Raw genomic sequence first — 24,347 nt, 5'->3', positions numbered from 1 at the left:
ATTTACTATACTGAGGAGGAAAAATATTTGCAAAAAATTGCTTTAATAACAGATAGTAGTTGTGATTTAAGTGAAAGCACTTTAGATAAATATAATATAAAATTGCTGCCATTTAGAGTCATTTTTAATAATAGAGAATACCTAGACAGAATTAATATTAGTTCAGATGAATTATTTAGTGCACTAGAAACTGAGCTTCCAACAACTTCATTACCTGATATAGAATACTCAAGTAAATTAATAGAAAATTTAATTAATGAAGGGTATACTCATGCAATTATTCTTACTGTTTCAAGTAACTCATCTGGATGTTTTAATAGTATGCGTTTATTATCTGAACATTATCCAGAATTACAGTATCATATTTTCGATACGAAAACTATTGGATATCCTGTTGGAGAAATTACTGCACAGGTTGGAAATTTAATTCGAAATAATAATAACTTTGAAGACATTGTTGACAAGCTTGAAGACATTAGATTAAGAACTCACGGTTTTGTTACTTTTCCTTCTTTAAAGTATTTAAGAGCTGGTGGAAGAATAGGACGAGTTGCAGGTGCTATAGCTGAAACTTTAAATTTAAAACCAATAATTTCTTCTGATGAAGATGGATTTTTATATTCATACGCAAAAGCTCGTGGAAGAAAGCAATCTATACTTAAACTTAAACAAATTTTATCCTCTTATCTTGATAAAGGTAAATGTAAAGTTGCAATACTAAATGGTGCTGCTAAACATGAGGCTGAAACTTTATTAAATGATGTAAAGGGGCATCCAAATATAACAGAAATATCTTTAGAAACTATAGGTGCATGTACAGCTGTACATACTGGTCCTGGCACAATAGGACTATGCATATTTGAAGAAATATAGTACATATAAAAAAATCGCTAAGCGACTGTGGAGCGTCGATTTTTTTAGCCATGCACTCTTTCCAAACGTAGTGCAGGAATAATGGTGCGGCATATGATTATTTTTTATTCTTTAGGTTTTATTTCTTAATCTTTAAGCAATAATATAATCTAAGTTATTCACAGATTTTTAAAAATATAATTTCCTAAAGAATAAAAAAGTATAAGATAAAGACATTTTTAGTCAATTATCTTATACTTTTATTTTTTCTTATAAATTGCTTACTGTTTCAAGTGCAACTTCTATCATATTAGTAAATGTAGTTTGTCTTTCTTCTGCAGTTGTTATTTCACCTGTAACAAAATGATCACTTACTGTAAGTAGTGCTAAGGCATTTACACCATGTTTAGCTGCAATTGTATATAATGCTGCTGCTTCCATTTCTACTCCTAAGCAACCAAAATTAGCCCATTTTTTCCAATCTTCATTGTCATCACCATAAAATATATCTGAACTATATATAGGTCCAACTTTTGGATCAAATCCTTTTTTAACTGCTATATCATAAGCTGGTTTTAATAAATCAAAACTTGCTGTTGGTGCAAATGTTCTTCCTTGAAATCTTACTAAATTAAGATTTGAATCTGTACAAGCTGACATTGCTATTACAAGATCTCTCACTTTAACTTTTTCGTGATATCCACCACAAGTTCCAACTCTTATAAGATTTTTAACACCATAACTTTCAATTAGTTCAGTAGCATATATTGAAATTGATGGTATACCCATTCCTGTTCCTTGAACTGAAATTCTTTTTCCTTTATATGTTCCTGTAAATCCATACATTCCTCTAACTTCATTATAACAAACCACATCTTCTAAAAAGTTTTCAGCTATAAATTTAGCTCTTAAAGGATCTCCTGGTAATAACACACATTCTGCAATAGCACCTTCTGGTGCATTAATATGAATACTCATTTTTCTCTCTCCTTTTAAATTCCTCTATTGTCTCTATTAATTATTTATTATTTCTTTCTAAATCACCTTTTGTGAATGCTCCTGGTAAAATTTCTGACATATCTTTTACAATATAATCTTCTTCATTTTTAGCAAGTATTACTTTTATATTTTCATCACCAAATTCACTTATAACTTGGCGACATATTCCACAAGGATAAGTATGTTCTTCTAAACTTCCAACTATTGCAATAGCAAGAATTTTGTTTTCCCCTTCAGATACGCCTTTGAAAATTGCACTTCTTTCTGCACAATTTGTTGCACCAAAAGACGCATTTTCTATATTACATCCTCCATAAACTTTACCACTTTCAAAAAGAACAGCAGCTCCTACCTTAAAATTTGAATAAGGAGAATATGCATTTTCTCTATATTTTAATGCTGTTTTTATAAGATCTTTATAATTCATTTTAAAATCCCCTTTTACCATTAAGATTTATTTCTATATTTCTATTTAGATAAGATAAACTAAAATATACAAGTATATTTTAGTTTATCTATTACTGATATTTTTATTATTTTATCTCTTTCCTGAATCAAATGGTTCACCAGATGCTCTAGGTGCTTGTGAAGATTTAGAAAATAATACTAAAGCAATTAATGTAACCACATAAGGGAATACTTTTAATATAACTGATGGTATAGAAGCTAATGCAGGTATTACTTGTGATACGTTTGCAACTGTAGTTGCAAATCCAAAGAATAGAGTAGCTCCAAGTATACCTAATGGTTTCCATTGACCAAATATTAAGGCTGCTAATGCTAAGAATCCAAGTCCTGCAACACTTCCATTAAATTCTCCTGAATATGTTACAAGTATTATTGCACCACCAAGAGATGAAAATGCCCCTGAAACTAAAACTCCTATATATCTCATACGATAAACATTTATTCCTGCCGCATCTGCTGCTTGTGGATGTTCACCACATGCTCTTAATCTTAGTCCAAAACTAGTTTTGTATATCAAAAATATAGTTATTATAAGTATTAGAAGTACTATCCATGTTGTAATATAGGTCTTTTTGAAAAATAAATCACCTATTACTGGTATTGATGAAAGACCTGGTATATCTATTGGATAGAATCCTGTTTGAATTCTTATACGTCCACTACCTGAAATAGTTCTAGATAAAAATACAGTTAAAGCTCCTGCTATCATATTAATTGCAGTACCACTGATTACTTGATCTGCATTTAAATTTATACTAGCAAATGCATGTAAAAGTGAAAATAATATTCCTACTATTACTGCTACAGCTAAACCTATCCAAAGAGGAAGAGTACTATTTGGCATTTTTTCTTGAAGTTTAAATATTGTTAATGCACCTGAAAACGATCCTATAATCATAAGACCTTCAAGTCCAATGTTTACTACTCCACTTCTTTCACAATATAATGCTCCAAGTGCAGTTATTAATAGAGGAATTGTGTATGCAATAGCATAAGGAAAAACCTGTTGTATTATTTGCCACATATTACTTATCCTCCTTCTCATTTATTTCATCATTCTCATTTAATGATGAATCTAACTTCTCATGTTTTTTATCATCTGGTAATATACCTGTTCCTGCCACAGCTACTTTTTGTGCATTTTTTAATTCTTTTTTATGTTTAAATTTATTAACTACCATAGGTACAACAGCACTTGTTGCTGCAAAGTATATAATAGTTGCTATTATTGTATCTGCAATTTCAGGAGGAATACTTGTATTAGCATTCATAAATCCTTTTCCTGAATATAACAATCCAAAGAATATAGCTGATATTAATACACCTAGAGGATTATTAGCACCTAGTAACGATACGGCTATACCATCAAAACCTTGAGTTGGCATTACTCCTATTTGAATATTCGCTGCATTACCTATATATTGAGTAACTCCTGCAAGACCTGCAAGTGCTCCTGCAATCATCATTGAAACAACTACATTTTTATTTACAGACATACCAGCATATTCTGCCGCATCTTTATTAAATCCTACAGCTTTTAATTCATAACCTAAAATAGTTTTGTTTAATATAAATCCAATAATTATAACAGATATAATTGCAACTAATATACCTAAATTAATATAAGAACCATCAAATAATTTAGTAAGTATTGGTGTTTTTAAAGATGCTACTTCTGGAAGTAATTTTGATTCAGTTTCTAAACTTTCACCTTTAAAATAAGCTGGAATTGTATAATATACTATCCAATAACAAGCCCAGTTCATCATAATAGTAGATACAACTTCATTTACATTAAATTTTGCTTTTAATAGTCCAGGTATAAAAGCCCACAAAGCTCCTGCAACCGCTCCCATAACTACCATAACTAATAGTAATATAGGTCTTGGCATACTTGTTGCATATGTTAATCCTACGGCTGTAGCACAAAATCCTCCAAAAAGCATTTGTCCAGCTGCTCCGATATTAAAAAGTCCTGTTTTAAACGCAAATGCAACTGAAAGTCCAGTAAGTACTAAAGGTGTTGCTGTCGCTAATGTATTTCCGATTCTCTCTATGTTCATTAGGCCGCCTCTAAATAAGAACGCATACCCATCAACTGGATTATCTCCTATAAGAGCCATTAAAATTGCTCCTGCTAATAATCCTAAAACAACTGCTAATATAGAATTTAAAGCTTCTTTTTTACTCACGCTTCTTTCCCCCTTTGAACACCAGCCATCATTAAGCCGACTTCATTTTCGTTTGTTTCTGAAGCATTTACTGTTCCAATTAATTCTCCGCTATTAATGATTGCGATTCTATCAGATAAATTTAAAACTTCACTAAGTTCTAATGAGATAAGTAATACAGCTTTCCCTTCATCCCTTTGTTCTACAAGTCTCTTGTGAATATACTCAATTGATCCAACATCAAGACCTCTGGTTGGTTGCACTGCAATTAATAAATCTGGGTCTAATTCAATTTCACGACCGATAATCGCTTTTTGTTGATTACCACCTGACATTGTTCTTGCTAAAGATGCTCCACCTTCACCTGATCTAACATCAAATTCTTCAATTATTTTTTCTGCATAATTGTGTATAGCATCTTTATTTAATAAACCATGTTTAGAAAATGGTTCTCTATTATATATTTCTAATACTATGTTATCTTCAATAGTGTAATCTAAAACTAAACCTCTTTTTTGTCTATCTTCTGGAATATGAGCTATACCAGCGTCTATACGTTTACGTATTGACATATTAGTAATATCATTACCTTTAAAATATATTTTTCCAGATTGTACATGTCTCATTCCTGTAATAGCTTCTACTAATTCTGATTGTCCGTTACCTTCTACACCAGCAATCCCCAAAATTTCTCCAGATTTAACTTCAATTGAAAAATTCTTAAGTCCAAGAACTTTTTTGTTATTCATTACAGAAAGATCTTCTACTTTTAAAATTACATCTCCAGCTTCTTTTTCTTTTTTGTCTACTTTAAAACTTACAGGTCTTCCAACCATCATTTCTGCCATTTCTGCTTGAGATGTGTCTTTTACATCTACTGTTCCTATATATTTTCCACGTCTTATAACTGTACAACGATCTGCTACTGCTTTAATTTCTTTAAGTTTATGAGTTATTAGTATTATTGACTTACCTTCTTTTATAAGATTTTGCATAATACTTATAAGCTCCTCAATTTCTTGTGGAGTAAGTACTGCTGTTGGTTCATCTAGTATTAAAACTTCAGCATCTCTATATAACATTTTTAAAATTTCAACCCTTTGTTGCATACCAACTGTTATATCTTCTATTTTTGCATATGGATCAACATTTAATGAATACTTTTTAGATAATTCGTCTATTCTTTTGGCAGCACTTTTAATATCAACTGCTAAACCTTTTTTAGGTTCACATCCTAAAATAATATTTTGGGTTACTGTAAAATTGTGTACTAATTTAAAATGTTGATGTACCATTCCTATTCCTAAATCATTTGCTACATTCGGATTAGAAATTTCAACTTCTTTACCTCTTACTTTTATACATCCTCTTTCTGGTTGATACATACCAAAAAGAACTGACATTAAAGTAGATTTACCCGCTCCATTTTCACCAAGTAATGCATGAATTTCACCCTTTTTTAATCTAAGAGTGATATTATCATTAGCTACTATACCTGGAAATTCTTTACGGATATTTAGCATCTCAACTACATATTCCATAACAGAGTCCTCCTTTTATAATTATCAATTGTCAATTGCCAATTGATAATACACAATAATTAATTTCAAAATATTGTACATTGTCAATTGTCAATTTTTTGAAATATGTTTGTTCAACAATTATTATATTTTCTTAAAGTAAACAAAAATTGTTATTAGAATATGTGAATATATAATCCACATATTCTAATATTAGTTTTTCTATTTTATTATTTATTATTAAATTTAATTCAAAATAATTATTTAAGTAAATTGCCTCTTTCAGCTGAAATTTTTACAGATCCATCTTTAATTTTTGCACTTATATCTGTAACAGTTTTAACTGTTTCTTCACTTAAATTAGGATTTTCTTTTGGAATACCAACTGCATCCTTTGTAACATCAAAAGTTAACTTTTGTCCACCTGGGAAATTGCCTTCTTTAAGAGCTTTAACCATATCAAAACTTGCTACATCTACTTTTTTAACAGCTGAAGTAAGAATTACTGATTTACCATCTGCATATTGACCATCTGTAAATTGATCTCTATCAACACCGATTACCCAAACATTTTGGCCTGTACTTACCCTAGTCTTAGCTTCAGTTATAGCTCCATTACCAACTCCACCAGCGGCACAGAATATAGCTTTAACACCTCTGTCATACATTTGAGCTGCTATTTGTTGTCCTGCTGCAGTATCATTAAATGTACCTTGATATAATACATTTTCAGGTTTTAATGTCATTTTAGTTCCTAAACTTTCGTTAGCATAAGCCACACCTTGTTGGAATCCCCAGTTGAATTTTTGTACTGCTGGTATTTCCATACCACCTATAAATCCTAAATCTCCTTCTTTAAGTTCTTTTGAGGCTGCAACTCCTGCTAAGAAACCTGCTTGTTCTTCTGCAAATAGAATAGAAACTGCATTATCTCCTACCTTATAGTTTGGAGGTTGTGCTCCATCATTTGGAGTACCATCAATTATAACAAATTTAGCATCTTTATATTTATCTTGTGCTTTATATATTGCTGTCTCAAATTTAAATCCAGGAGTAGCTATAAATCTGAATCCTGCATCATAAAGATTTCCAATTTCTTTTAAATAATCTGCTTCTGTTTCACCATTTGGTTTCAAGTATTTAGGTTCTTCAATTCCTAGTTCTTTTTGAGCTCTTTGTATTCCTTCCCAAGTACCTTGGTTAAATGATTTATCATCTATTGTTCCTGAATCTGTAACCATACCTGCTTTAATCTTTTGCGCTGCATTTCCATCTTCTTTTCCAGTGCTGCTTCCACCACAGCCAGCAAACATTGAAATTGTTAATGCTGAAATAGCTAATAATGATAATAACTTCTTTTTCATTCTTCTTCCTCCTACATCTATTTAATAAATAATATATTACAAGTCATAAATGACCTGAGCACAATTTAATTTTATAATTACTATAAGTTAAACTTTTTACTCTAAATAATTTTTACAATAAATATATATACTATACATTTTGTCTAATTTTTTTCTCTGATCCTTTACGTATTATCTTAGGTGCAATTGTTATTCTCCTTATAGAACGTTTACTTTTATCGTTTATTATATTACAAAGCATTTCCATCGAGGATTGTCCAAGTTTTATAGGAGAATCTTCAATATATGTTATATTTAGTCCTACCATATCTAAATATTGAAGTTTATCAAAACCTATTATAGCTAAGTCATCTGGAATTTTTTTATCAGACTCCGTTAGTGCTCTAACTACTCCCATTGTCATCATATTGCTGCAAACAACTAATGCTGTAGGAGAATCTTCCATTTTTAAAATTTCTTTAGTTATTTCAAATGATTTGCTAAATTTAAATTCTCCATTAAAAATGTATTTATCAAGTACTTCAATATTATTTTCTTGAAGTGCTTTTTTATATCCTGTTAATCTATCAATTACCGGATCTGAACTTAAAAGTCCTGTTAAAATTCCTATTTTAGTATGTCCCTCTTTTATCAATAAGCTTGTTGCATCAAATCCGCCTTTTATATTATCTACAAATACTCCATTTAAATTAATAAATTTTATATCTGCTGATACTAGAACAATAGGAATATTTAAATTATCTATTATTTTTATATAATCGGAATTAAATCTTCCTTCTCCAAAACCTGGTGTCATTATTATTCCTTCAATTCTTTGTTCTTTAGCTGATTTCATTGCTTTTAATTCTTTTTCTAAAGAGTTATCTGTATTAAATAATACTATATTTAAATTATTATGTTCTGCAATTTCACTTATGCCTTTTATTATTTCTCCAAAATAAGAATTTGTTATATCAGGAACAATAACTCCAATTGTATTAGTTTCACTTTTAGATAAACTTCTGGCAATTGCACTAGGAGTATAATTCATTTCCTTTATTGCTTTCATCACTTTTAAGCGTGTTTCTTCTTTTACATACCCAGAATCATTTAAAACTCTTGATACTGTAGTTGATGATACTTTAGCTCTTTTAGCAATATCACTTATCGTTACACCCATACAATTCCTCCTACAATTTTTCTATATAAAATATTTCAAACACCCAAAAGTATGTTACCGATTACATATATATCATAGTATATTATAATTGTCATGTCAATACTAGGATAAATTTTCCATAATTAAAGAGAATGCCTTAATATACATTATAATGAAATATTTTTAAATAAATATATTTTTTTATATTAATTACATAATTTTCCTAGATATTTTTTATTTATTTTTTAAATTTTAATTATTATTTTTATAATAGTTATTAATTAAATTTAATCATTTTAAATATGTAAAATATAAGACATTCTCTTTTTAAATTATTATTTTCTTATCTTATTAAGAAATTTCTCTATTCTTTTTAAAGCTTCTATTATGTTGTCCATAGATGATGCATAACATGCTCTTATAAAACCTTCTCCACAATCTCCAAATGCATTTCCTGGTACTGTCAATACTTTTTCATTTATAAGAAGTTGTTCACAAAATTCATCTGATGTCATTCCTGTTGATTTAATACACGGGAATACATAAAAAGCACCAAGTGGTTCAAAACATTCTAAACCCATTTTTCTAAAGCCATCAACTAATACTCTTCTTCTTCTGTTATATTCTTTAACCATTTCTTCTACACTTTTATCACCATTCTTCATAGCCTCTATTGCTGCATATTGAGCTGTTGTTGGAGAACACATTATTGCATATTGATGTATTTTTTTCATAGCTTCTATCAAAGTAGGATGTCCACATAAATATCCTAATCTCCAACCTGTCATAGCATATGCTTTTGAAAACCCATTTATAACCAAAGTTTTATCTCGCATTTCAGGAAATGATGCTATTGAAACATGTTCTTCACCATAACAAAGTTCTGCATATATTTCATCAGATATAACAATTATATCCTTATCTTTTAAAATATTTACTATTTTTTGTAATTCATCTCTATTCATAATTGCACCTGTTGGATTATTAGGGAATGGAACTATTACAACCTTTGTTCTTGGTGTTATTGCTTCTTCTAAAAGTTCTGGAGTCAACTTAAATTCATCCTCTGCCCTAAGATTTATAACTTTTGCAGTTGCCCCTGTGAAAGCTGTACAACCTTTATATGCAACAAAACTTGGTTCCGGTATTACAACTTCATCTCCTGGACCTACAAGTGCTCTAAGAGCTATATCAATACCTTCACTTCCACCAACAGTAACTATTATTTCGTCTATTGGATTATAGCTTAGATTAAATCTTCTATATAAATATTTTGAAATTTCATGACGCAGTTCTATAAATCCAGCATTAGATGAATAATGTGTATGCCCTTCTTCTAAAGAATAAATTCCTGCTTCTCTTACATTCCAAGGAGTTACAAAATCAGGTTCTCCTACTCCAAGGGATATAACACCATCCATTTCATTTATCATATCAAAATATTTTCTTATTCCTGATGGTGGCATTTCCCTTACATTCTTTTTAATCATATTTTCTAAAATCATATAAATATTGCCTCCCTATCATCCACTTTTTTTTCTTTAAATATTGTTCCATGGTCTTTATACTTTTTTAATACAAAATGTGTACTAGTACTTAAAACATATTGTTGTACTGCAAGCTTTTGTGATACAAAAAGTGCTACTTCTTTCATTGTTTTACCTTCAACTATAACAGTTAAATCGAATCCACCTGACATTAAATAACATGCTGTAACTTCTGGAAATTTGTAAATTCTTTCTGCTACTTTATCAAAACCTTCTCCTCTTTGTGGAGTTACATTAACTTCAATTAAAGCAGTTACTGTTTCTTTTCCTGTATTTTCCCAATTAACTAAGGTAGTGTATCCTGCTATTATGCTTTTTTCTTCATATTCCCTAATAGCATCTCTAACTTCTTCTACACTTTTTCCAACCATAACAGCTATTTGTTGATCTGTATATCTGCTGTTTTTTTCTAATATTTCTAATATTTCTTCCATTCAAAATACCTCCTTAATAATAAAATACTAAATTTTATAATCTTGTTAAAACTTAAATACAAATAAATATATTGTTTAATACTATCTAATTAAAATCATATATATAATAATTTTTTTATATAAATACCTCTTTATACTAGTTAACTGATAAATAAACTTTATTAGAACTTATACATTTTAATTATCACTATACTTTTTATAAACTGTATTATGATATACGTTATCCATAAATTTTAATTTTTATAATTTAACAAAACAAAAAAATCCTCCTCCCAACAAGGGACGAAGGATTTACTACGCGGTACCACCCTAATAAGCAATTTATTGCTCACTCAGCCGGAACATATAAATGTTCCATCCTCTATAACATGAGGAACACGTCAACATCTAATTAAGAATAAAAATTCTTATTTTTTAATGTGAAATTCAAAGGCTGCTTCTATAAAGTTTCCTTATCAGACTCCCACCATTAATCTGACTCTCTAAAAAGTTCCCTAAATATACTATTCCTTATCACTATCTTTAAAATATTATCTTTTATTATAACACAACTATGTTTTAATTCAATATAACTTTATAAATTAATTAAATTATATTTTAAAACAATATTTATATTTTGGTATAAACATTCACTTAAAATATAAGTATAATTATTTTTTATTATCATGAATTAATACATAACAACTTATTCCAGCTACACTAACTTTGTCACTATCTATATATTGTAATTCAGTATTTCCTGCTGAATTTTCATTTACAACCACTGACCATCCTTTTTTATCTAGCTTAACTTCTACTTGATTTCTATTTGCATTATATATAACAACTATATCATTATAATCTGAATTACTTAAACATTCTTTTATATTAAATGCTACTACCCTATCAGAATAAAAATTTACTCCTCTTTCTAAAAATCTTAAATTTTCTCTTATCTTTTCACTGGTATTCATTCTAAAACATTTATGTGATTTTCTTAACTCTATTAATCCCTTATAATAATCAACAACGTCTTCATATTGTAGGATTTTATTCCAATCTAAAGCATTAACACTATCCGGTGAATTATAACTATTATGATTTATAGTTCCATCTTCATTAACCTTACTTCTTAAAAACTCTTCTCCTTCTTGAAAAAATACTAACCCTTGAGAAGTAAATATAATTGATGCCGATAATTTATTTATACATTTTAGTTCTTTCCCAGAATAATTTTTACTACCAATACAAAGTTTATCCCATAATGTATAATTATCATGAGCGGATACGTAATTTACAGTTTGATAAGGTTCATTTGCCCAAGGAAATTTAGAATATATAACTCTATCATAATTAATTTGATCATGCTTTACTGATGCAACAACTCCAAATTTTATTGTTTCTTCTAATCCATTGGTACCATTAACAAATCCAACAGAATGAGCATCAAAAACATTTCCTTTTATTGAATCTCTAATGTCATCACTAAAAGCAGCCATTTGCATATCTCCATATTTACTTATATTATATTTAAGTGATCTATCCCATTCTGGCAATGGAGAACTACCACCTGCCCATCCTTCTCCATATAATATTATTGATTCATCTATTAAGTCTAATCTTCTTCTTATTTCTTTAATCATTTCTATATCATAAAGTCCCATTAAATCAAACCTAAAGCCATCTATATGATATTCATTTGCCCAGTATAGTATAGAATCAATTATAAATTTTCTTACCATCTTTCTTTCAGAAGCAAATTCATTCCCACAACCTGATCCATTTGAGAAAGTTCCATCTGAGTTTTTCCTATAATAATAATCTGGTACTATTAAGTTAAAATTGGAACTATGAGTCTGATATGTGTGATTATATACAACATCCATAACTACTCTTATTCCTGATTTGTGTAGTTCTTGAACCATTTTTTTAAATTCTTTTATTCTTTCTGCTCCTGAAAACGGATCAATCGCATATGAACCTTCAGGAACATTAAAATTTTGGGGATCATATCCCCAATTATAATCTTTAGTATCAAACTTTGATTCATCTACTGTAGCATAATCAAATACTGGCATTAAATGTATATGCGTTATTCCAAGACTCTCAAGATAATCTAACCCTGTTTTTTCTTTAGTTCCAGGTATAGTGGTTCCATGTTCACAAACTCCACTATATTTTCCTCTTAGCTTACTAGTAACACCTGAAATCTCACTGATTGAAAAATCTCTTACATGTATTTCATATATAATTGAATCTGTTGGATTTATAAGTTTAGGTTTTATGTCTTCATTCCATCCATCTGGATTAGTAGATTCTAAATCTACTACCATTCCCCTATTCCCATTTACTCCAACTGCTTTAGCATAAGGGTCAACTACTTCATTTTCTATTCCATTATTTGTTACTATATAATTATAGTAAACCCCATTTAAATCTCCTTTAACTTCTACACACCAAATTCCTGCTTCCTCTTTTTCCATATTAATTACTTCAGTTTTATTGTTATAATATAATATAACTTTTACCTGCGTTAAAGTTGGGGCCCATAAAATAAATTGAGTTTTATGTTTTAAATAAATTGCACCTAATTTGTCTTTATAACTTTCTTGACTATATAATATTTCTTGAACTGACATTACTACCACCATATAAACCCTTTCATAAATTCTCAACCACTAACTATTATACCAAATTTTACCTTATAATATCAAATTATAAATATTTTTATAATTCAACATATCTTTTTATACTACAACATTATCATCTTTAAACATTAAATAGATTATTCAACCTTAATTTTTACCTGTAGTTTTACATTTTTTATATATTATGGTTAAATTGATTATGAAAGGAGTTGTTATTTTATGAGAAAAATTCTAATAATTTTTGGGATGTCCTTTGCATTATTATCCTCAACTTCAGTTATGTCATTTGCAAATACAAATAAAGATATTCATTCTTGGAAAGTTTTAAATGCAAATATAGACAGTGGTAAAATTTCATCTCATAAAGTTAATAATACAAAAGATAATCTAACAGATGCCTCTGAAAATTGTGAAATAATAATTTATAACTCAACTTATAATAAAGAATGTACAATATGTGGAGCAAAAGATAATGGATCTGAGAAAACTATTATTCATTTAAATTCTAATTGTCATCAATATGATTAAATAAAAAGAATGAATCTCTGATAAATTATATATTTTCAGTGATTCATTCTTTTTATAAAACTTTATATTAATTATAAATCAACAACTTCTACTGTACTGTTTTCTACTCCTATAATGCTTTTTTTATTTAAAATGTAATCTTTTATTATGTTAATAGCATCCTTACTTATCACTTCTCCTGGACAAACTAACGGTATCCCTGGTGGATAAGGTATTATCATATTTTTAGATATTCTACCTTCACTTTCTTCAATCCTACAGTGTATTCCTTTTGCTTTAAAAACTTCATGTGGATCTAATTTTTTATCTGGAATAAGACTATAATATTTAGCATTAACTTCATTATCATTTTTTAATATCGCTAAATCTAATTTTTCTATAACATTATAAATATGTTCAAAATCATTTTCAGTATTAAATGGCGATAATATTAAAACTATCCCTCTTGAAAAACTCATTTCCGATTGTATTTTATTTTCTCTTAAATAATCTAATAACTTATGTCCACTATACCCCTCTGGTAATAAAATAACATATCTAGTTGTATCTATATCATACTTGTCTTGTAAATTTTTCTTAGATAGTATCATTACTTTATTTAAAGAACTAATCCTATCTTTCCACTTTTCACATCTATTTATTAAGTTTTCATAGTCTTCTCTTCCATACTTATCTAAATAATATCTTGCATAATCTAAAGATGCCATAATTAAATAAGAAGGCGATGTTGTCATAAATGCCTTTAAATAAAATTCTATATTACTCTCTTCCTTATTAACTAATAAATATGAACCTTGAGTTAATGCAGGTAATGTTTTATGAGCACTTAAAACAACATAATCTCCTAAAGAAAATATGTCTTTAGGCAATCTTTCACTTATACCATAGTGAGCACCATGTGCAGCATCAATAATAATACTTAATCCTCTTTGTTTTAAATCTTTAATTATGTCTTCAATATCATAACTTATCCCAAAATAATTTGGATAAGTTAGAATTATTCCTTTAGGATTATTACAACGTTCTAAAGCATTATATATATTTTCTCTATTAGGTGGAAAAAATATATCTTTTTCAAAATCTATAACTGGTTCAATATATGTAACCTTTAATTTTCTTAATATTAATCCATTATAAATAGACTTATGACAGTTTCTTTCCACTATCACTTCATCGCCTTCATCAAATGCATCAAATATAGAAGCTAAATTTCCACCTGAACTTCCATTAACCATAAAATAAGCTTTTTTTGAATTATAAGTTTTACTAAGGAGTTCCTGTGCTTCTTTAATCACCCCTTCTGGACAATGAAGATTATCTAAAGGGTCTACCTCTGTAATATCTATATAACCTAATCTATTTGCAAACTTTTTTCCAATATCATCTTTTAAAAAACCTAGTCCACATTTATTACCTGGCATTGAAAGTAATAAATTCTTTTCTTCATGATAGTTTAAAAGTTCATTTAATAATGGTAACTTTTCATTCATTTTTTTCCTCCACAAACGATAATTCTAGCTATGTTTTAAGATAGCGTTAATATCTTAGGCACATTCAAAAAAATAATAGACCCACATGTTCGTCTATTTTGCGTGATACTGCGTCAGCAAATTTAGCTAATAGCTCACTATTAACTAAATTTGCTTCCTTGTCTGACGCAAAATATACAATACCTCTTTGATCTATTATTTTATTTCATGTACCTTAGTATAAAACTCATGAACAGAGAATTTTACTTTAAAAATTGTAAAACAAATCTTTGTTCAATTAAAACATAGCCTACTTTAAAGATTATTAATTATTCGTAATTATTTGTATTGATGGATTTTTTAAAACCTTTATTCCTGTGTCAAATATAAAATCTTTTTTTAATTTATGTAAATCTTTTGTTTGATTTAAATAAATATTATAATCTCCAAACATAGTATCATACGTTGATAACTCTTTAGCTAGAATTATACTTTGTTCTTCTCTAAATAGTCTTTTTAATTTGTAACTCTTAATTAACATGTTAATTGTTTCTTGGTTAATAACTTTCTTCGCGTCCTCTAAAGTATCTATACATTTATTAATTAAAGCTAAGGCCTTTTCTAAATTGTCTTTTGAAGTACTAAATGTAATTTTATATAATTTTATATATTTTTCATGAGCAATTTTTGTAATAACATCATAAATGAGCCCATTTTTAGTTCTTAAAGTATCATATAATAATGAGTTTACTCCTTCGCCAAAATACTCATTGAATATTCTTAATGCTTTATTTTGATTGTCATTTAAAATATCAATTGGATATATCATTTCTACTTTACAAGTTTTTAAGCCTTCTCTTACATCTATAAATGTATTTTCAATATTATCTTCATATAAAGTACTTATATCTTTCTTTCCTTTACAATCCCATATTCCAAAATATTTTGATATAATTTTCTTAACTTCTTCAAATTCAAGTGAAGATATTACAGCAATAGATGTGTTTCCAGGGAAATAATTTTCTTTATAAAACTTTTTTATATCTTGTAAAGTTATGTTTTTAAGTTCCTCTTTTATCCCTATTATAGGATATTTAATTCTTCTTTTATTAAAACTATTTAAAAAAAGTTTATCTTCACAATATTGTTCAACTTCTTCATCCCATTCATTAAGTTCTTCAATAATTACATCCATTTCTTCTTTAAATCCAACCTCTATGAACTCAGGATTAATAATTATATCTGAAAATATTTCTACTCCTTTTTCTAGTTCCTCACTTAATAAAGTTCCATAATAAATAACATAAGGATAATTAGTCATTGCATTATGAAATCCAAATATATTACTTAATTCTTTATTTATTTCACTCTCATTTCTTTTTTTAGTATTTTTAAACACCATATGTTCTGTAGCATGAGCTATACCTAAAATATCTTGTTCTACTCCCGCCCCTGCTTCTAAAGATATACATATAGATGATAATTCTGACGTGCTTTTTTTATATATTAATTTTAAATTATTTTCAAAAATATATTCTTTCAAATTACATTCCTCCTTTAAATATAATCATACAAAATTTCAAAATATCTTTTTTAATAAACAACCTATATTTTAATAAATATATAAGTTCGAATAAAGTTTATTCATTAATTAACTAGTACAGCTAAGAGCTTATATCGCAAATTTATGATCTATATACTTCTAATTATAAATATATTAACTTAATTATTATATATATAATAATTAAGTTAATAAAAAAAAGACCTAAAATATATTATATATCTTAGGTCAAATATTTTTAAATAGTTAAGTCACTATTTTACTATATCTTCACATATTCCTACTGAAAATTCAACTATATTCTCTGGTAAATAAACTTTACTTTTTTCATCTTTTTTAAATTTAAATGTCTTCTCTTTAGTATCAGTTGATGGTTCTAATGAATTTAATTCATTTATTAAATTATTAATATACTCTGTTGTAACTTTATTAAGTAATTCTTGTTGATCCGTTATACCTGACTTTTCAACTACATTAGCAGCATCTTCTCCTGCTTTATTGTCTGCTCCTAAAATATCTACATATGTACTTTTAACTTTAACTTCTGATATTCCATCTTTTTCTGAAACTAATTCTATACTTGAAGTAACTTTAGCCATTGCTGCTAATTGAGCTTTACAAACCTTATCTAAATCTTCATCAGATATTTTTAAACCAGCTGTTGTAAAATTACTCTTGATTTTTGCTTTAAGTGCTTTATTTTCTTGTTCAAGAATGCTTTCTATTTCTTCTTTCTTTAGTGGAAGTTTTTCAGCTTTTGATTTATCTTGCTTAATATACATATCAAATAATATTCCTGCACTTTCAACGGCTGTTAATCCCTTACTTCCGCAACCTGTAAGCATAATCCCCCCTACAAGTAATATGCTTAGTAGCAAAGTTAGTATTTTTTTGTTCTTTTTCATGTACATTTACATTCCCCTTTTTTATTTATTTTTTTACTTTCTTTACTATAATACTATATTTTTCTACAAATATCAAATATTGTTTTAATTTATATATTTTTTATTATATTGAATTTTTATGTTTTATTGGGAAATTTTAAATGTAATTAAAATTATTGTTCAACTATAAGATTTTTTATTATTAAAGCCTAAATTTTTCTATTTCTTCTCTAAGAACATTAGAATATGATTGTAAATTTTCAACTTCATGATATAAGTTTTCCATAGCTAACAATTGTTCTTTTGATATACTACTTATTTCTTCTGTTGATGCTGTTGTTTCTTCTGATGCTGCTGATATAGTTTGAATAATATCTAAAATTTTGTCCTTATTTGATATCATAATCTTATTATGATTTACTATTTTGTTTATTATTTCAGTTAAATTTATAAGTTCTTCTGAAAGCTTATTAAAAATAACTTCTGTATCCATTACAGCTTTATTATTTTCTTCAACAATTGAAATATTTTCTTCCATTGAAACAACTGCACTATTAGATTTTTCTTGTATTGAATCAATCTTATTGCTTATTTCATTAGTAAATTGGCTTGTTTGTTCTGCTAATTTCTTAACTTCTTCAGCAACAACCGTAAAACCTCTGCCGCTTTCCCCTGCTCTTGCTGCTTCAATAGATGCATTCAAAGCTAATAAATTAGTTTGATTTGCAATTTCCTTAATTGTATCAACAATACTACTAATCTCATTAGAATTACCATCAACTTCAATAACTATTTCTTTAATAGTATCTGATATTTTTTTGTTTCTCTCAGCACAATTAGATAGATTATTTACAACATCAATTCCATTATCACTCAATTTTTTTGTGTAGTTAATTTTTTCAAACATACTAATTGTATCACTAGATATGTTATCTATTTGTTTACTTAAATCATTAGTTTGATTAACTTGATCTTGTATATCTTCTGATTGACTTTGCGAACTTGAAGCAATTTCAGATATTGCTTGAGATATTCCAACTAATGAATTCACACTTTCATCAGTCGTCTTAACTAAATTAGAAGAAAATTCATTAATTTCATTTGTACTACCTTTTATAGATGTAACCATCTCCCTTAATACTGTTCTCATATTAAGTAATGATTTTGAAATCGCACCTATCTCATCTTTTTTATTTGAAAATTCATTTAAAGTTTTATTTTCACTTAAATCAAGTTTACTTGTTTGATCTATAATCTCCATTAATAACTTTATAGGATTTAATTCTTTATTTAATACTAAAATTAAAACACTTCCTATTACTATTAACGTAATTACCATCAACATAACTTGGTACTTTAAAAAATTATTAATAACAATATCTATACCACTTATAGGTATCCCAATATCTAATGCTCCATATAAAACTCCATTATGGCTAATTGGAATCATAATATCGTAAGTCCATGTTTTTTGAACATCTGCATAAAACTTTGAAGTCATAGTTTTACCATTTTTAACCGCATCAATTGTATAACTATCATCGTATACTTTTCCTAATTTCTCCTTGTCACTATGCGCTATAGCCTTACAATTTTTATCTATAATTACTGCATAAGCAATATTTTCTTTTTCAGCTTGTTTATCAACTAAGTTTTGTAATTTTTCAACAGCATTATCATCTGAATTTATTATATATTCTACTAACTGTTTGGCTTGATTTGCTGTATCTATAGATTTATTCAAAATAAGGTCAGTCATATTCTTCTTTATATTAATACTAACTAATATAGTCGTTAATGAAAAAATAACTACTAGCGATAAAGTAATAATTGCAACAAGTCTATTTTTAATTGATGAATTAGTAACCCTTTTTGATTTCATATATGTTTCTCCTAACTAAAATAATACTATTATAATTATCGATTAAAATTTATATACTTTACATATATTTATCTATATTTTCATGTAAATTCTATTTAATTAATAAATAATTAATATAAATTTATAAAAAATTATAATTTTACCTTTTAATAATATTCTCACTTTTATAAATTAAATAAGAATTAGATACTCTGAAATAAATATTAATTAAAACTTTCTAAGTAATTATATAACTTTCATTAGTTATTATGTGCTCATACTCGGTATAGCAAAACAAAAAAACAGAGTCTAATGACTCTGTTTTTTATCTCTATTTGATATATGTTTTTTGTTTATTCTGCTTTAAGTGCAATTGCACATTCAATTCTCTTCTTTTGCATTTTACAACCTATTTCATAAGGTATTTTCATATCACCATTAAAGTTAAAGTTATTTGCTTGGCATCCACCACTACAATAGAACTTAGCCCAACAATCTTTACATTTTGGTTTATTATATATATGTGCTTTTTTAAATTCTTTTCCTAATTCAGCATTATAAGTATCATCATAAATAGTTCCTAATTTAAATTCTTCTCTTCCTACAAATTGGTGGCATGGATAAACCTCTCCTTGTGGAGTTATTGCTACATATTCAAATCCAGCACCACATCCTGATATTCTCTTGTAAACGCAAGGTCCACCTTGAAGATCTATATTAAAGTGATAGAAATTAAACTCATCTTTTCCTTCTCTTTTTCTCTTTGCCATATCTTCATATAGCTTGTCATAGTTTTCAAAAATAGTATCTAAATCTTCTTCTCTTAAAGAAAGTGAATGCTCATCTGGAAGTACAACAGGTTCTATTGAAATTTCGTCAAATCCTTCATTTACCATTGCCATAACATCTTGATAAAAATCTATGTTATCTCTAGTAAATGTTCCTCTAACGTAAAAAGTTTTCCCCTTAGTTCTTCTTTTGATCATTTCTTTTATGTTAGGAATAATATCATCATATGATCCACTTCCATCAGGTTTAATTCTAACATTATCATTAACAGATTTTCTTCCATCTAATGATAGAATTATATTACCCATCTCTTTATCCATAAAATCCATCATCTCTGGATTTAAAAGAGTAGCATTAGTTGTCATTGTAAATCTTATGTTCTTGTTCCACTTCTTTTCATTTTCTCTTGCATATTTAATTATTTCTTTTATCGTATCCATAATAAGAGTTGGTTCTCCACCAAATAAATCTATTTCTATATTTTTTCTTGGACCACTTCTTTTAACTACATAATCAATTGCTTTTTTAGCAACATCAATTGTCATTACACCCTTATGTCCATGATATTCACCTTCATCTGCAAAACAATACTTGCATCTTAAGTTACATCCATGAATTATATTTAAGCATACAGCTTTTATATAATCTCTATCATCCATAGAACTATGAGCTATTTCTTCATATTGATCCTTAGAATAAAGTATTCCATCATCTATAAGTTCAAGTATTTCATCGTATGCTTCTGAAATAACATTTTTTTCGTATTTATCACTTAAAGTTTTAATAAGTTCTTCTTTAGATTTTAATCTATCATCATCAACTAAGTCATATACCAATTCATCAACTACATGTACTGCACCTGTATTTACGTCTAAAACAAAAAAGTTCTCACCTTGTTTAAATTTGTGTATTAAAGACACTCTCTTTTCCTCCTAAAATACATAAGTTCCAATAAAATTTGTTCATTGTAATATATTTCAAATGAATGTTTATATTTTAGTATAAAGCTCATGGACAGAGGAATTTACTTTAAGAACTCTAAAATAAAGCTTAGTCCAATTAATGCATGTTCCCAATCACAGATTGCTGACAAGCAATTAATTATAAGACTAAAAGGAAACTCGACTCATATACATTCGCTGAGTAAGTTCGAGTAGCAAAATATAAAATTTTGACTCTTACTTAAGAGTTCTAAAAAGCAAATTCCAATGCCAGTTCGCCCTTATACTAGAATATCAACACGGTTTTAAAACATAGTAATTTATTAATATAATTTTTATATTATTTATAAATCTATAATTTAACTATTATAGTTAGGAACTTATATAGAATTTTTTTGATATATATTATTCTAAATAAATATTGTTAATTAAATATATAATTTTCTATATAAATTAGAAACATGAAATAAAAAATTATAACTATATTAACTTAATTAGAATATATACTATAGTAAAAAAGTTAGCAGCAACTATTTAGTTACTGCTATTAAGGTAAATTAGTTTTCGCACTCTAAGTTTGCAACTGTGCAAGATGTTTTACATGCTGATTGGCATGAGTTTGCACATTCTTTGCATCCTGGTTTACATAAACTATTTTTTATGTTTGTTTTGTTAATTGTTTTTATGTGTTTCATTATAAAAACTCCTCCATATTAAAAATATACGGTGTAATTATACCATAATACGCTCAGGTATTAAAGAACAAGCTTACCACCTTTTTAATTTATACTCAAATTATAGCAAGATTATTCTTTGTAAACAGTATCATGATGTTAATTAATGAAGTATTTTAACTAAAATTTGTAACTTTATCATAATACTATGTTTTAACTGAATATTGATCTTGTATTATAATTCTGTACATTAGTCCAGTAGATTCATGTTGCCAAATATAAAATTTTGACGTTCATCTTTGACTTTCACTTAACAATTATAAAAAGCAAATTCCAATGTTAGTTCAACCTTATACTACAATATCAATGCTATTTTAAAACATAGTAAATCAACAAGTGACTCTCTCAAATACTTAATATGTTTTTGAGAGAGCCACTTGATTATTAGATATCTCTATTATTCTACAATACTATTTTTCCTAAAAGAGAGTTATTCCTTTTTATAAAGTTATCCATATCTTCAGGAGTTAATTCATTACTTGCTATTTTAGCTAAATCTAATATATGTTCACAAATAAATTTAACTTCCTCTTTTTTAGATTCATCTTCATAAAGAGATATAAGCTTCTTCACAATAGCATTTTTATTATTAATTACTAAAGTTTTTTCTTCATTAAACATACCTGCTGGCATATTCATTGCTGCATACATTTTACTCATTTCAGCCATTCTTCTTGAATGTTCTGAGATTAAAATCATAGCAGGTGTTTCTTCATTTTTTAATCCTTCTATTGAAATCTTGCTTATCTTATCTCCAAGTGATGATTTAAATATTTCTTCTATTTTGCTATTTAATTCTTTTGAATCTTCATCATCAGATTTTAACACATCTGAAATGTCTGAATCTATTCTTGTAAATTGAACTCCTCTTTCTTGCATTTCTAAGAAAGATATAAAGTGATTATCTAAGCTAGCATCTAAAACTATAGCATCTAGATTATATTCTTTAAATAATTTTATATATTGTGATTGTTGTTGTTCATTGCTTACATAGAATACTTTATTTTCATGCTTTTCTTTTGATTTTTCAAGATAATCTTTTAATGTAATATATTCATCATTAATAGTCTTAAAGACTATTATATCCTTTATTTTTTCATAGAACTTCTCATCTCTTAAGCAACCATATTTAATAAATATTTGTATGTCATTCCAGAAGTTATTATATTCTTCTCTACTATTTTTAAATAATGATGTTAACTTATCTGCAACTTTTTTAACTATATGATTAGAGATTTTAGCTACATCTCTATCATTTTGTAAAAAGCTTCTTGATACGTTAAGTGGTAAATCTGGACAATCTATAGTTCCTTTTAAAAGTAATAAAAATTCTGGTATTACTTCTTTTATATTGTCAGCTACAAACACTTGATTATTATAAAGTTTAACCTGACCTTCTGTTGCTTCAAATTCATGTTTTAATCTAGGGAAATATAATATTCCTTTTAAATTAAATGGATAATCAACATTTAAATGAATCCAAAATAATGGTTCATTAAAATCAGTAAATACTTTTCTATAAAAATCCTTATATTCTTCATCAGTACATTCACTAGGTTTTTTCATCCATAAAGGCTTAGTATCATTTAAAGGCTTTGGTTCTTCTGGTTGTACTAACTCTTGATATTCAGTTCCATCCTCATTTTTCTTTGTTTCATATTTAGGCTCTTCTTTAGGTTTATTTTCATTCTCTAAATATATTTCCGTTGGTAAGAATGAACAATATTTAGTTATTATAGTTCTAAGTTTAAATTCATCTAAAAAGTCTGCACTATCTTCATTTATATATAATGTTATAGTTGTTCCTCTATCTTTTTTTTCTTCAGAAGAAGAAATTTCATATTCAGTTCCACCTTCACATATCCATTTAGCTGATTCTGCACCCTCTTTGAAAGACAATGTATCAATTTGAACCTTATCAGCAACCATAAATGCTGAATAAAATCCTAATCCAAAATGACCTATAATATCATTACCTTCATCCATTTTATCTTTATACTTTTCAACAAAATCTTCTGCACCAGAAAAAGCAACTTGATTTATATATTTTCTAATTTCTTCTTCTGTCATACCGATTCCATTATCAGTAAACTTAAGAGTTTTCTCTTCTTTATTTACTGAAACAGTTATTTTAAACTTTTCGTCATCACCTATATTAGCTTCTCCTAAAGAGCTTAATCTTTTTAATTTACTTATGGCATCACAACCATTACTTATAAGTTCTCTTATAAATATGTCTTTATCAGAATATAACCATTTCTTTATTATTGGAAAAATATTCTCTGTATGAATTGAAATATTCCCATTTTCCTTTACCATAATTTATCACTCCTCTTTTTTTCTAGTGCTATTTTAATAAAAGTCGAAAAAATTGTCAATGTTTAGAAAACGACAAGTTGTACCTATAAAATTCAGCCAATGTTAATTACATTAAACTAATCAGTATAAATCTAAGAATTT

General features: G+C 27.4%; 19 protein-coding genes and 1 other annotated feature. Of the genes, 2 read left to right on the top strand and 17 right to left on the bottom strand.

Features of this window, described 5'->3' with window-relative positions:
* Positions 1–27: 27 nt before the first annotated feature.
* The gene (locus ACYUET_RS15115) at positions 28–873 is read left to right on the top strand and encodes a DegV family protein (protein WP_460280984.1); all 846 of its coding nucleotides are present in this window, start codon (positions 28–30) and stop codon (positions 871–873) included.
* A gap of 249 nt (positions 874–1,122) precedes the next feature.
* Here the strand turns inward: ACYUET_RS15115 and deoD are convergent, their stop codons facing one another.
* The 10 genes from deoD to pulA form a co-directional block, all read right to left on the bottom strand.
* Entirely contained in the window at positions 1,123–1,830 is a 708-nt protein-coding gene (deoD, locus tag ACYUET_RS15110; protein WP_460280982.1) for a purine-nucleoside phosphorylase, read from the bottom strand.
* A 40-nt stretch (positions 1,831–1,870) separates the two neighbouring features.
* The gene (locus ACYUET_RS15105; RefSeq protein WP_460280980.1) at positions 1,871–2,278 is read right to left on the bottom strand and encodes a cytidine deaminase; all 408 of its coding nucleotides are present in this window, start codon (positions 2,276–2,278) and stop codon (positions 1,871–1,873) included.
* A gap of 111 nt (positions 2,279–2,389) precedes the next feature.
* Positions 2,390–3,343 (bottom strand): ABC transporter permease, encoded by a 954-nt coding sequence (locus ACYUET_RS15100; protein WP_460280978.1) that lies wholly within the window; start codon positions 3,341–3,343, stop codon positions 2,390–2,392.
* A 1-nt stretch (position 3,344) separates the two neighbouring features.
* Positions 3,345–4,511: an ABC transporter permease gene (locus ACYUET_RS15095; RefSeq protein ID WP_460280976.1), complete on the bottom strand. Its 1,167-nt coding sequence runs from the start codon at positions 4,509–4,511 to the stop codon at positions 3,345–3,347.
* Complete coding sequence (locus ACYUET_RS15090) at positions 4,508–6,031, bottom strand: ABC transporter ATP-binding protein (RefSeq protein WP_460280975.1); 1,524 nt, start codon at positions 6,029–6,031, stop codon at positions 4,508–4,510. Before ACYUET_RS15090 ends, ACYUET_RS15095 begins: the two co-directional genes overlap by 4 nt.
* 239 nt (positions 6,032–6,270) lie before the next feature.
* Positions 6,271–7,374, bottom strand: coding sequence for a BMP family lipoprotein (locus ACYUET_RS15085; protein WP_460280973.1), 1,104 nt, complete (start codon positions 7,372–7,374; stop codon positions 6,271–6,273).
* Between the two features lie 130 nt (positions 7,375–7,504).
* Positions 7,505–8,533 carry a LacI family DNA-binding transcriptional regulator gene (locus ACYUET_RS15080; RefSeq protein WP_460280971.1) on the bottom strand — a complete coding sequence of 343 codons (1,029 nt, stop codon included), beginning with the start codon at positions 8,531–8,533 and terminating at the stop codon, positions 7,505–7,507.
* Between the two features lie 314 nt (positions 8,534–8,847).
* Complete coding sequence (locus ACYUET_RS15075; protein ID WP_460280969.1) at positions 8,848–10,017, bottom strand: aminotransferase class I/II-fold pyridoxal phosphate-dependent enzyme; 1,170 nt, start codon at positions 10,015–10,017, stop codon at positions 8,848–8,850.
* Complete coding sequence (locus ACYUET_RS15070; RefSeq protein ID WP_460280967.1) at positions 10,014–10,493, bottom strand: Lrp/AsnC family transcriptional regulator; 480 nt, start codon at positions 10,491–10,493, stop codon at positions 10,014–10,016. The genes ACYUET_RS15075 and ACYUET_RS15070 overlap by 4 nt, the downstream gene beginning before the upstream one ends.
* 275 nt (positions 10,494–10,768) lie before the next feature.
* Positions 10,769–11,019, bottom strand: a binding site (T-box leader).
* Between the two features lie 124 nt (positions 11,020–11,143).
* The gene (gene pulA, locus ACYUET_RS15065) at positions 11,144–13,111 is read right to left on the bottom strand and encodes a type I pullulanase (protein WP_460280965.1); all 1,968 of its coding nucleotides are present in this window, start codon (positions 13,109–13,111) and stop codon (positions 11,144–11,146) included.
* A 228-nt stretch (positions 13,112–13,339) separates the two neighbouring features.
* Between pulA and ACYUET_RS15060 the strand changes: the two genes are divergently transcribed.
* Positions 13,340–13,648, top strand: coding sequence for a hypothetical protein (locus tag ACYUET_RS15060; protein ID WP_460280963.1), 309 nt, complete (start codon positions 13,340–13,342; stop codon positions 13,646–13,648).
* Between the two features lie 71 nt (positions 13,649–13,719).
* Here the strand turns inward: ACYUET_RS15060 and ACYUET_RS15055 are convergent, their stop codons facing one another.
* The 7 genes from ACYUET_RS15055 to htpG all read right to left on the bottom strand — a co-directional run bounded on the left by ACYUET_RS15055 (position 13,720) and on the right by htpG (position 24,206).
* The gene (locus ACYUET_RS15055) at positions 13,720–15,138 is read right to left on the bottom strand and encodes an aminotransferase class I/II-fold pyridoxal phosphate-dependent enzyme (RefSeq protein WP_460280961.1); all 1,419 of its coding nucleotides are present in this window, start codon (positions 15,136–15,138) and stop codon (positions 13,720–13,722) included.
* Positions 15,139–15,442: 304 nt separating this feature from the next.
* The gene (locus ACYUET_RS15050; protein WP_460280959.1) at positions 15,443–16,660 is read right to left on the bottom strand and encodes a M16 family metallopeptidase; all 1,218 of its coding nucleotides are present in this window, start codon (positions 16,658–16,660) and stop codon (positions 15,443–15,445) included.
* Between the two features lie 272 nt (positions 16,661–16,932).
* Entirely contained in the window at positions 16,933–17,583 is a 651-nt protein-coding gene (locus ACYUET_RS15045; protein WP_460280957.1) for a DUF5105 domain-containing protein, read from the bottom strand.
* Positions 17,584–17,764: 181 nt separating this feature from the next.
* Entirely contained in the window at positions 17,765–19,444 is a 1,680-nt protein-coding gene (locus tag ACYUET_RS15040; RefSeq protein ID WP_460280955.1) for a methyl-accepting chemotaxis protein, read from the bottom strand.
* Positions 19,445–19,776: 332 nt separating this feature from the next.
* Positions 19,777–21,132 (bottom strand): thioether cross-link-forming SCIFF peptide maturase, encoded by a 1,356-nt coding sequence (scfB, locus tag ACYUET_RS15035; RefSeq protein ID WP_460280953.1) that lies wholly within the window; start codon positions 21,130–21,132, stop codon positions 19,777–19,779.
* Positions 21,133–21,710: 578 nt separating this feature from the next.
* Positions 21,711–21,848: a six-cysteine ranthipeptide SCIFF gene (scfA, locus tag ACYUET_RS15030; protein WP_003371542.1), complete on the bottom strand. Its 138-nt coding sequence runs from the start codon at positions 21,846–21,848 to the stop codon at positions 21,711–21,713.
* Between the two features lie 441 nt (positions 21,849–22,289).
* On the bottom strand, positions 22,290–24,206 hold the full coding sequence (htpG, locus tag ACYUET_RS15025) for a molecular chaperone HtpG (protein WP_460280950.1): 1,917 nt from the start codon (positions 24,204–24,206) through the stop codon (positions 22,290–22,292).
* Positions 24,207–24,347 lie beyond the last annotated feature (141 nt).

The sequence above is a fragment of the Clostridium sp. CTA-5 genome (assembly GCF_054768135.1).
Note: the sequence above shows the minus strand (reverse complement) of the source record. Positions and strands in the feature narration are given on the sequence as shown.

Coding starts and splice junctions, on each gene's coding strand:
- pulA (WP_460280965.1), bottom strand. CDS start 13,111: ATGTCAGTTCAAGAAATATTATATAGTCAAGAAAGTTATAAAGACAAA.
- ACYUET_RS15100 (WP_460280978.1), bottom strand. CDS start 3,343: ATGTGGCAAATAATACAACAGGTTTTTCCTTATGCTATTGCATACACA.
- ACYUET_RS15080 (WP_460280971.1), bottom strand. CDS start 8,533: ATGGGTGTAACGATAAGTGATATTGCTAAAAGAGCTAAAGTATCATCA.
- ACYUET_RS15090 (WP_460280975.1), bottom strand. CDS start 6,031: ATGGAATATGTAGTTGAGATGCTAAATATCCGTAAAGAATTTCCAGGT.
- scfA (WP_003371542.1), bottom strand. CDS start 21,848: ATGAAACACATAAAAACAATTAACAAAACAAACATAAAAAATAGTTTA.
- ACYUET_RS15105 (WP_460280980.1), bottom strand. CDS start 2,278: ATGAATTATAAAGATCTTATAAAAACAGCATTAAAATATAGAGAAAAT.
- ACYUET_RS15045 (WP_460280957.1), bottom strand. CDS start 17,583: ATGAAAAAGAACAAAAAAATACTAACTTTGCTACTAAGCATATTACTT.
- ACYUET_RS15060 (WP_460280963.1), top strand. CDS start 13,340: ATGAGAAAAATTCTAATAATTTTTGGGATGTCCTTTGCATTATTATCC.
- ACYUET_RS15085 (WP_460280973.1), bottom strand. CDS start 7,374: ATGAAAAAGAAGTTATTATCATTATTAGCTATTTCAGCATTAACAATT.
- deoD (WP_460280982.1), bottom strand. CDS start 1,830: ATGAGTATTCATATTAATGCACCAGAAGGTGCTATTGCAGAATGTGTG.
- ACYUET_RS15070 (WP_460280967.1), bottom strand. CDS start 10,493: ATGGAAGAAATATTAGAAATATTAGAAAAAAACAGCAGATATACAGAT.
- ACYUET_RS15075 (WP_460280969.1), bottom strand. CDS start 10,017: ATGATTTTAGAAAATATGATTAAAAAGAATGTAAGGGAAATGCCACCA.
- htpG (WP_460280950.1), bottom strand. CDS start 24,206: ATGGTAAAGGAAAATGGGAATATTTCAATTCATACAGAGAATATTTTT.
- ACYUET_RS15040 (WP_460280955.1), bottom strand. CDS start 19,444: ATGAAATCAAAAAGGGTTACTAATTCATCAATTAAAAATAGACTTGTT.
- ACYUET_RS15055 (WP_460280961.1), bottom strand. CDS start 15,138: ATGAATGAAAAGTTACCATTATTAAATGAACTTTTAAACTATCATGAA.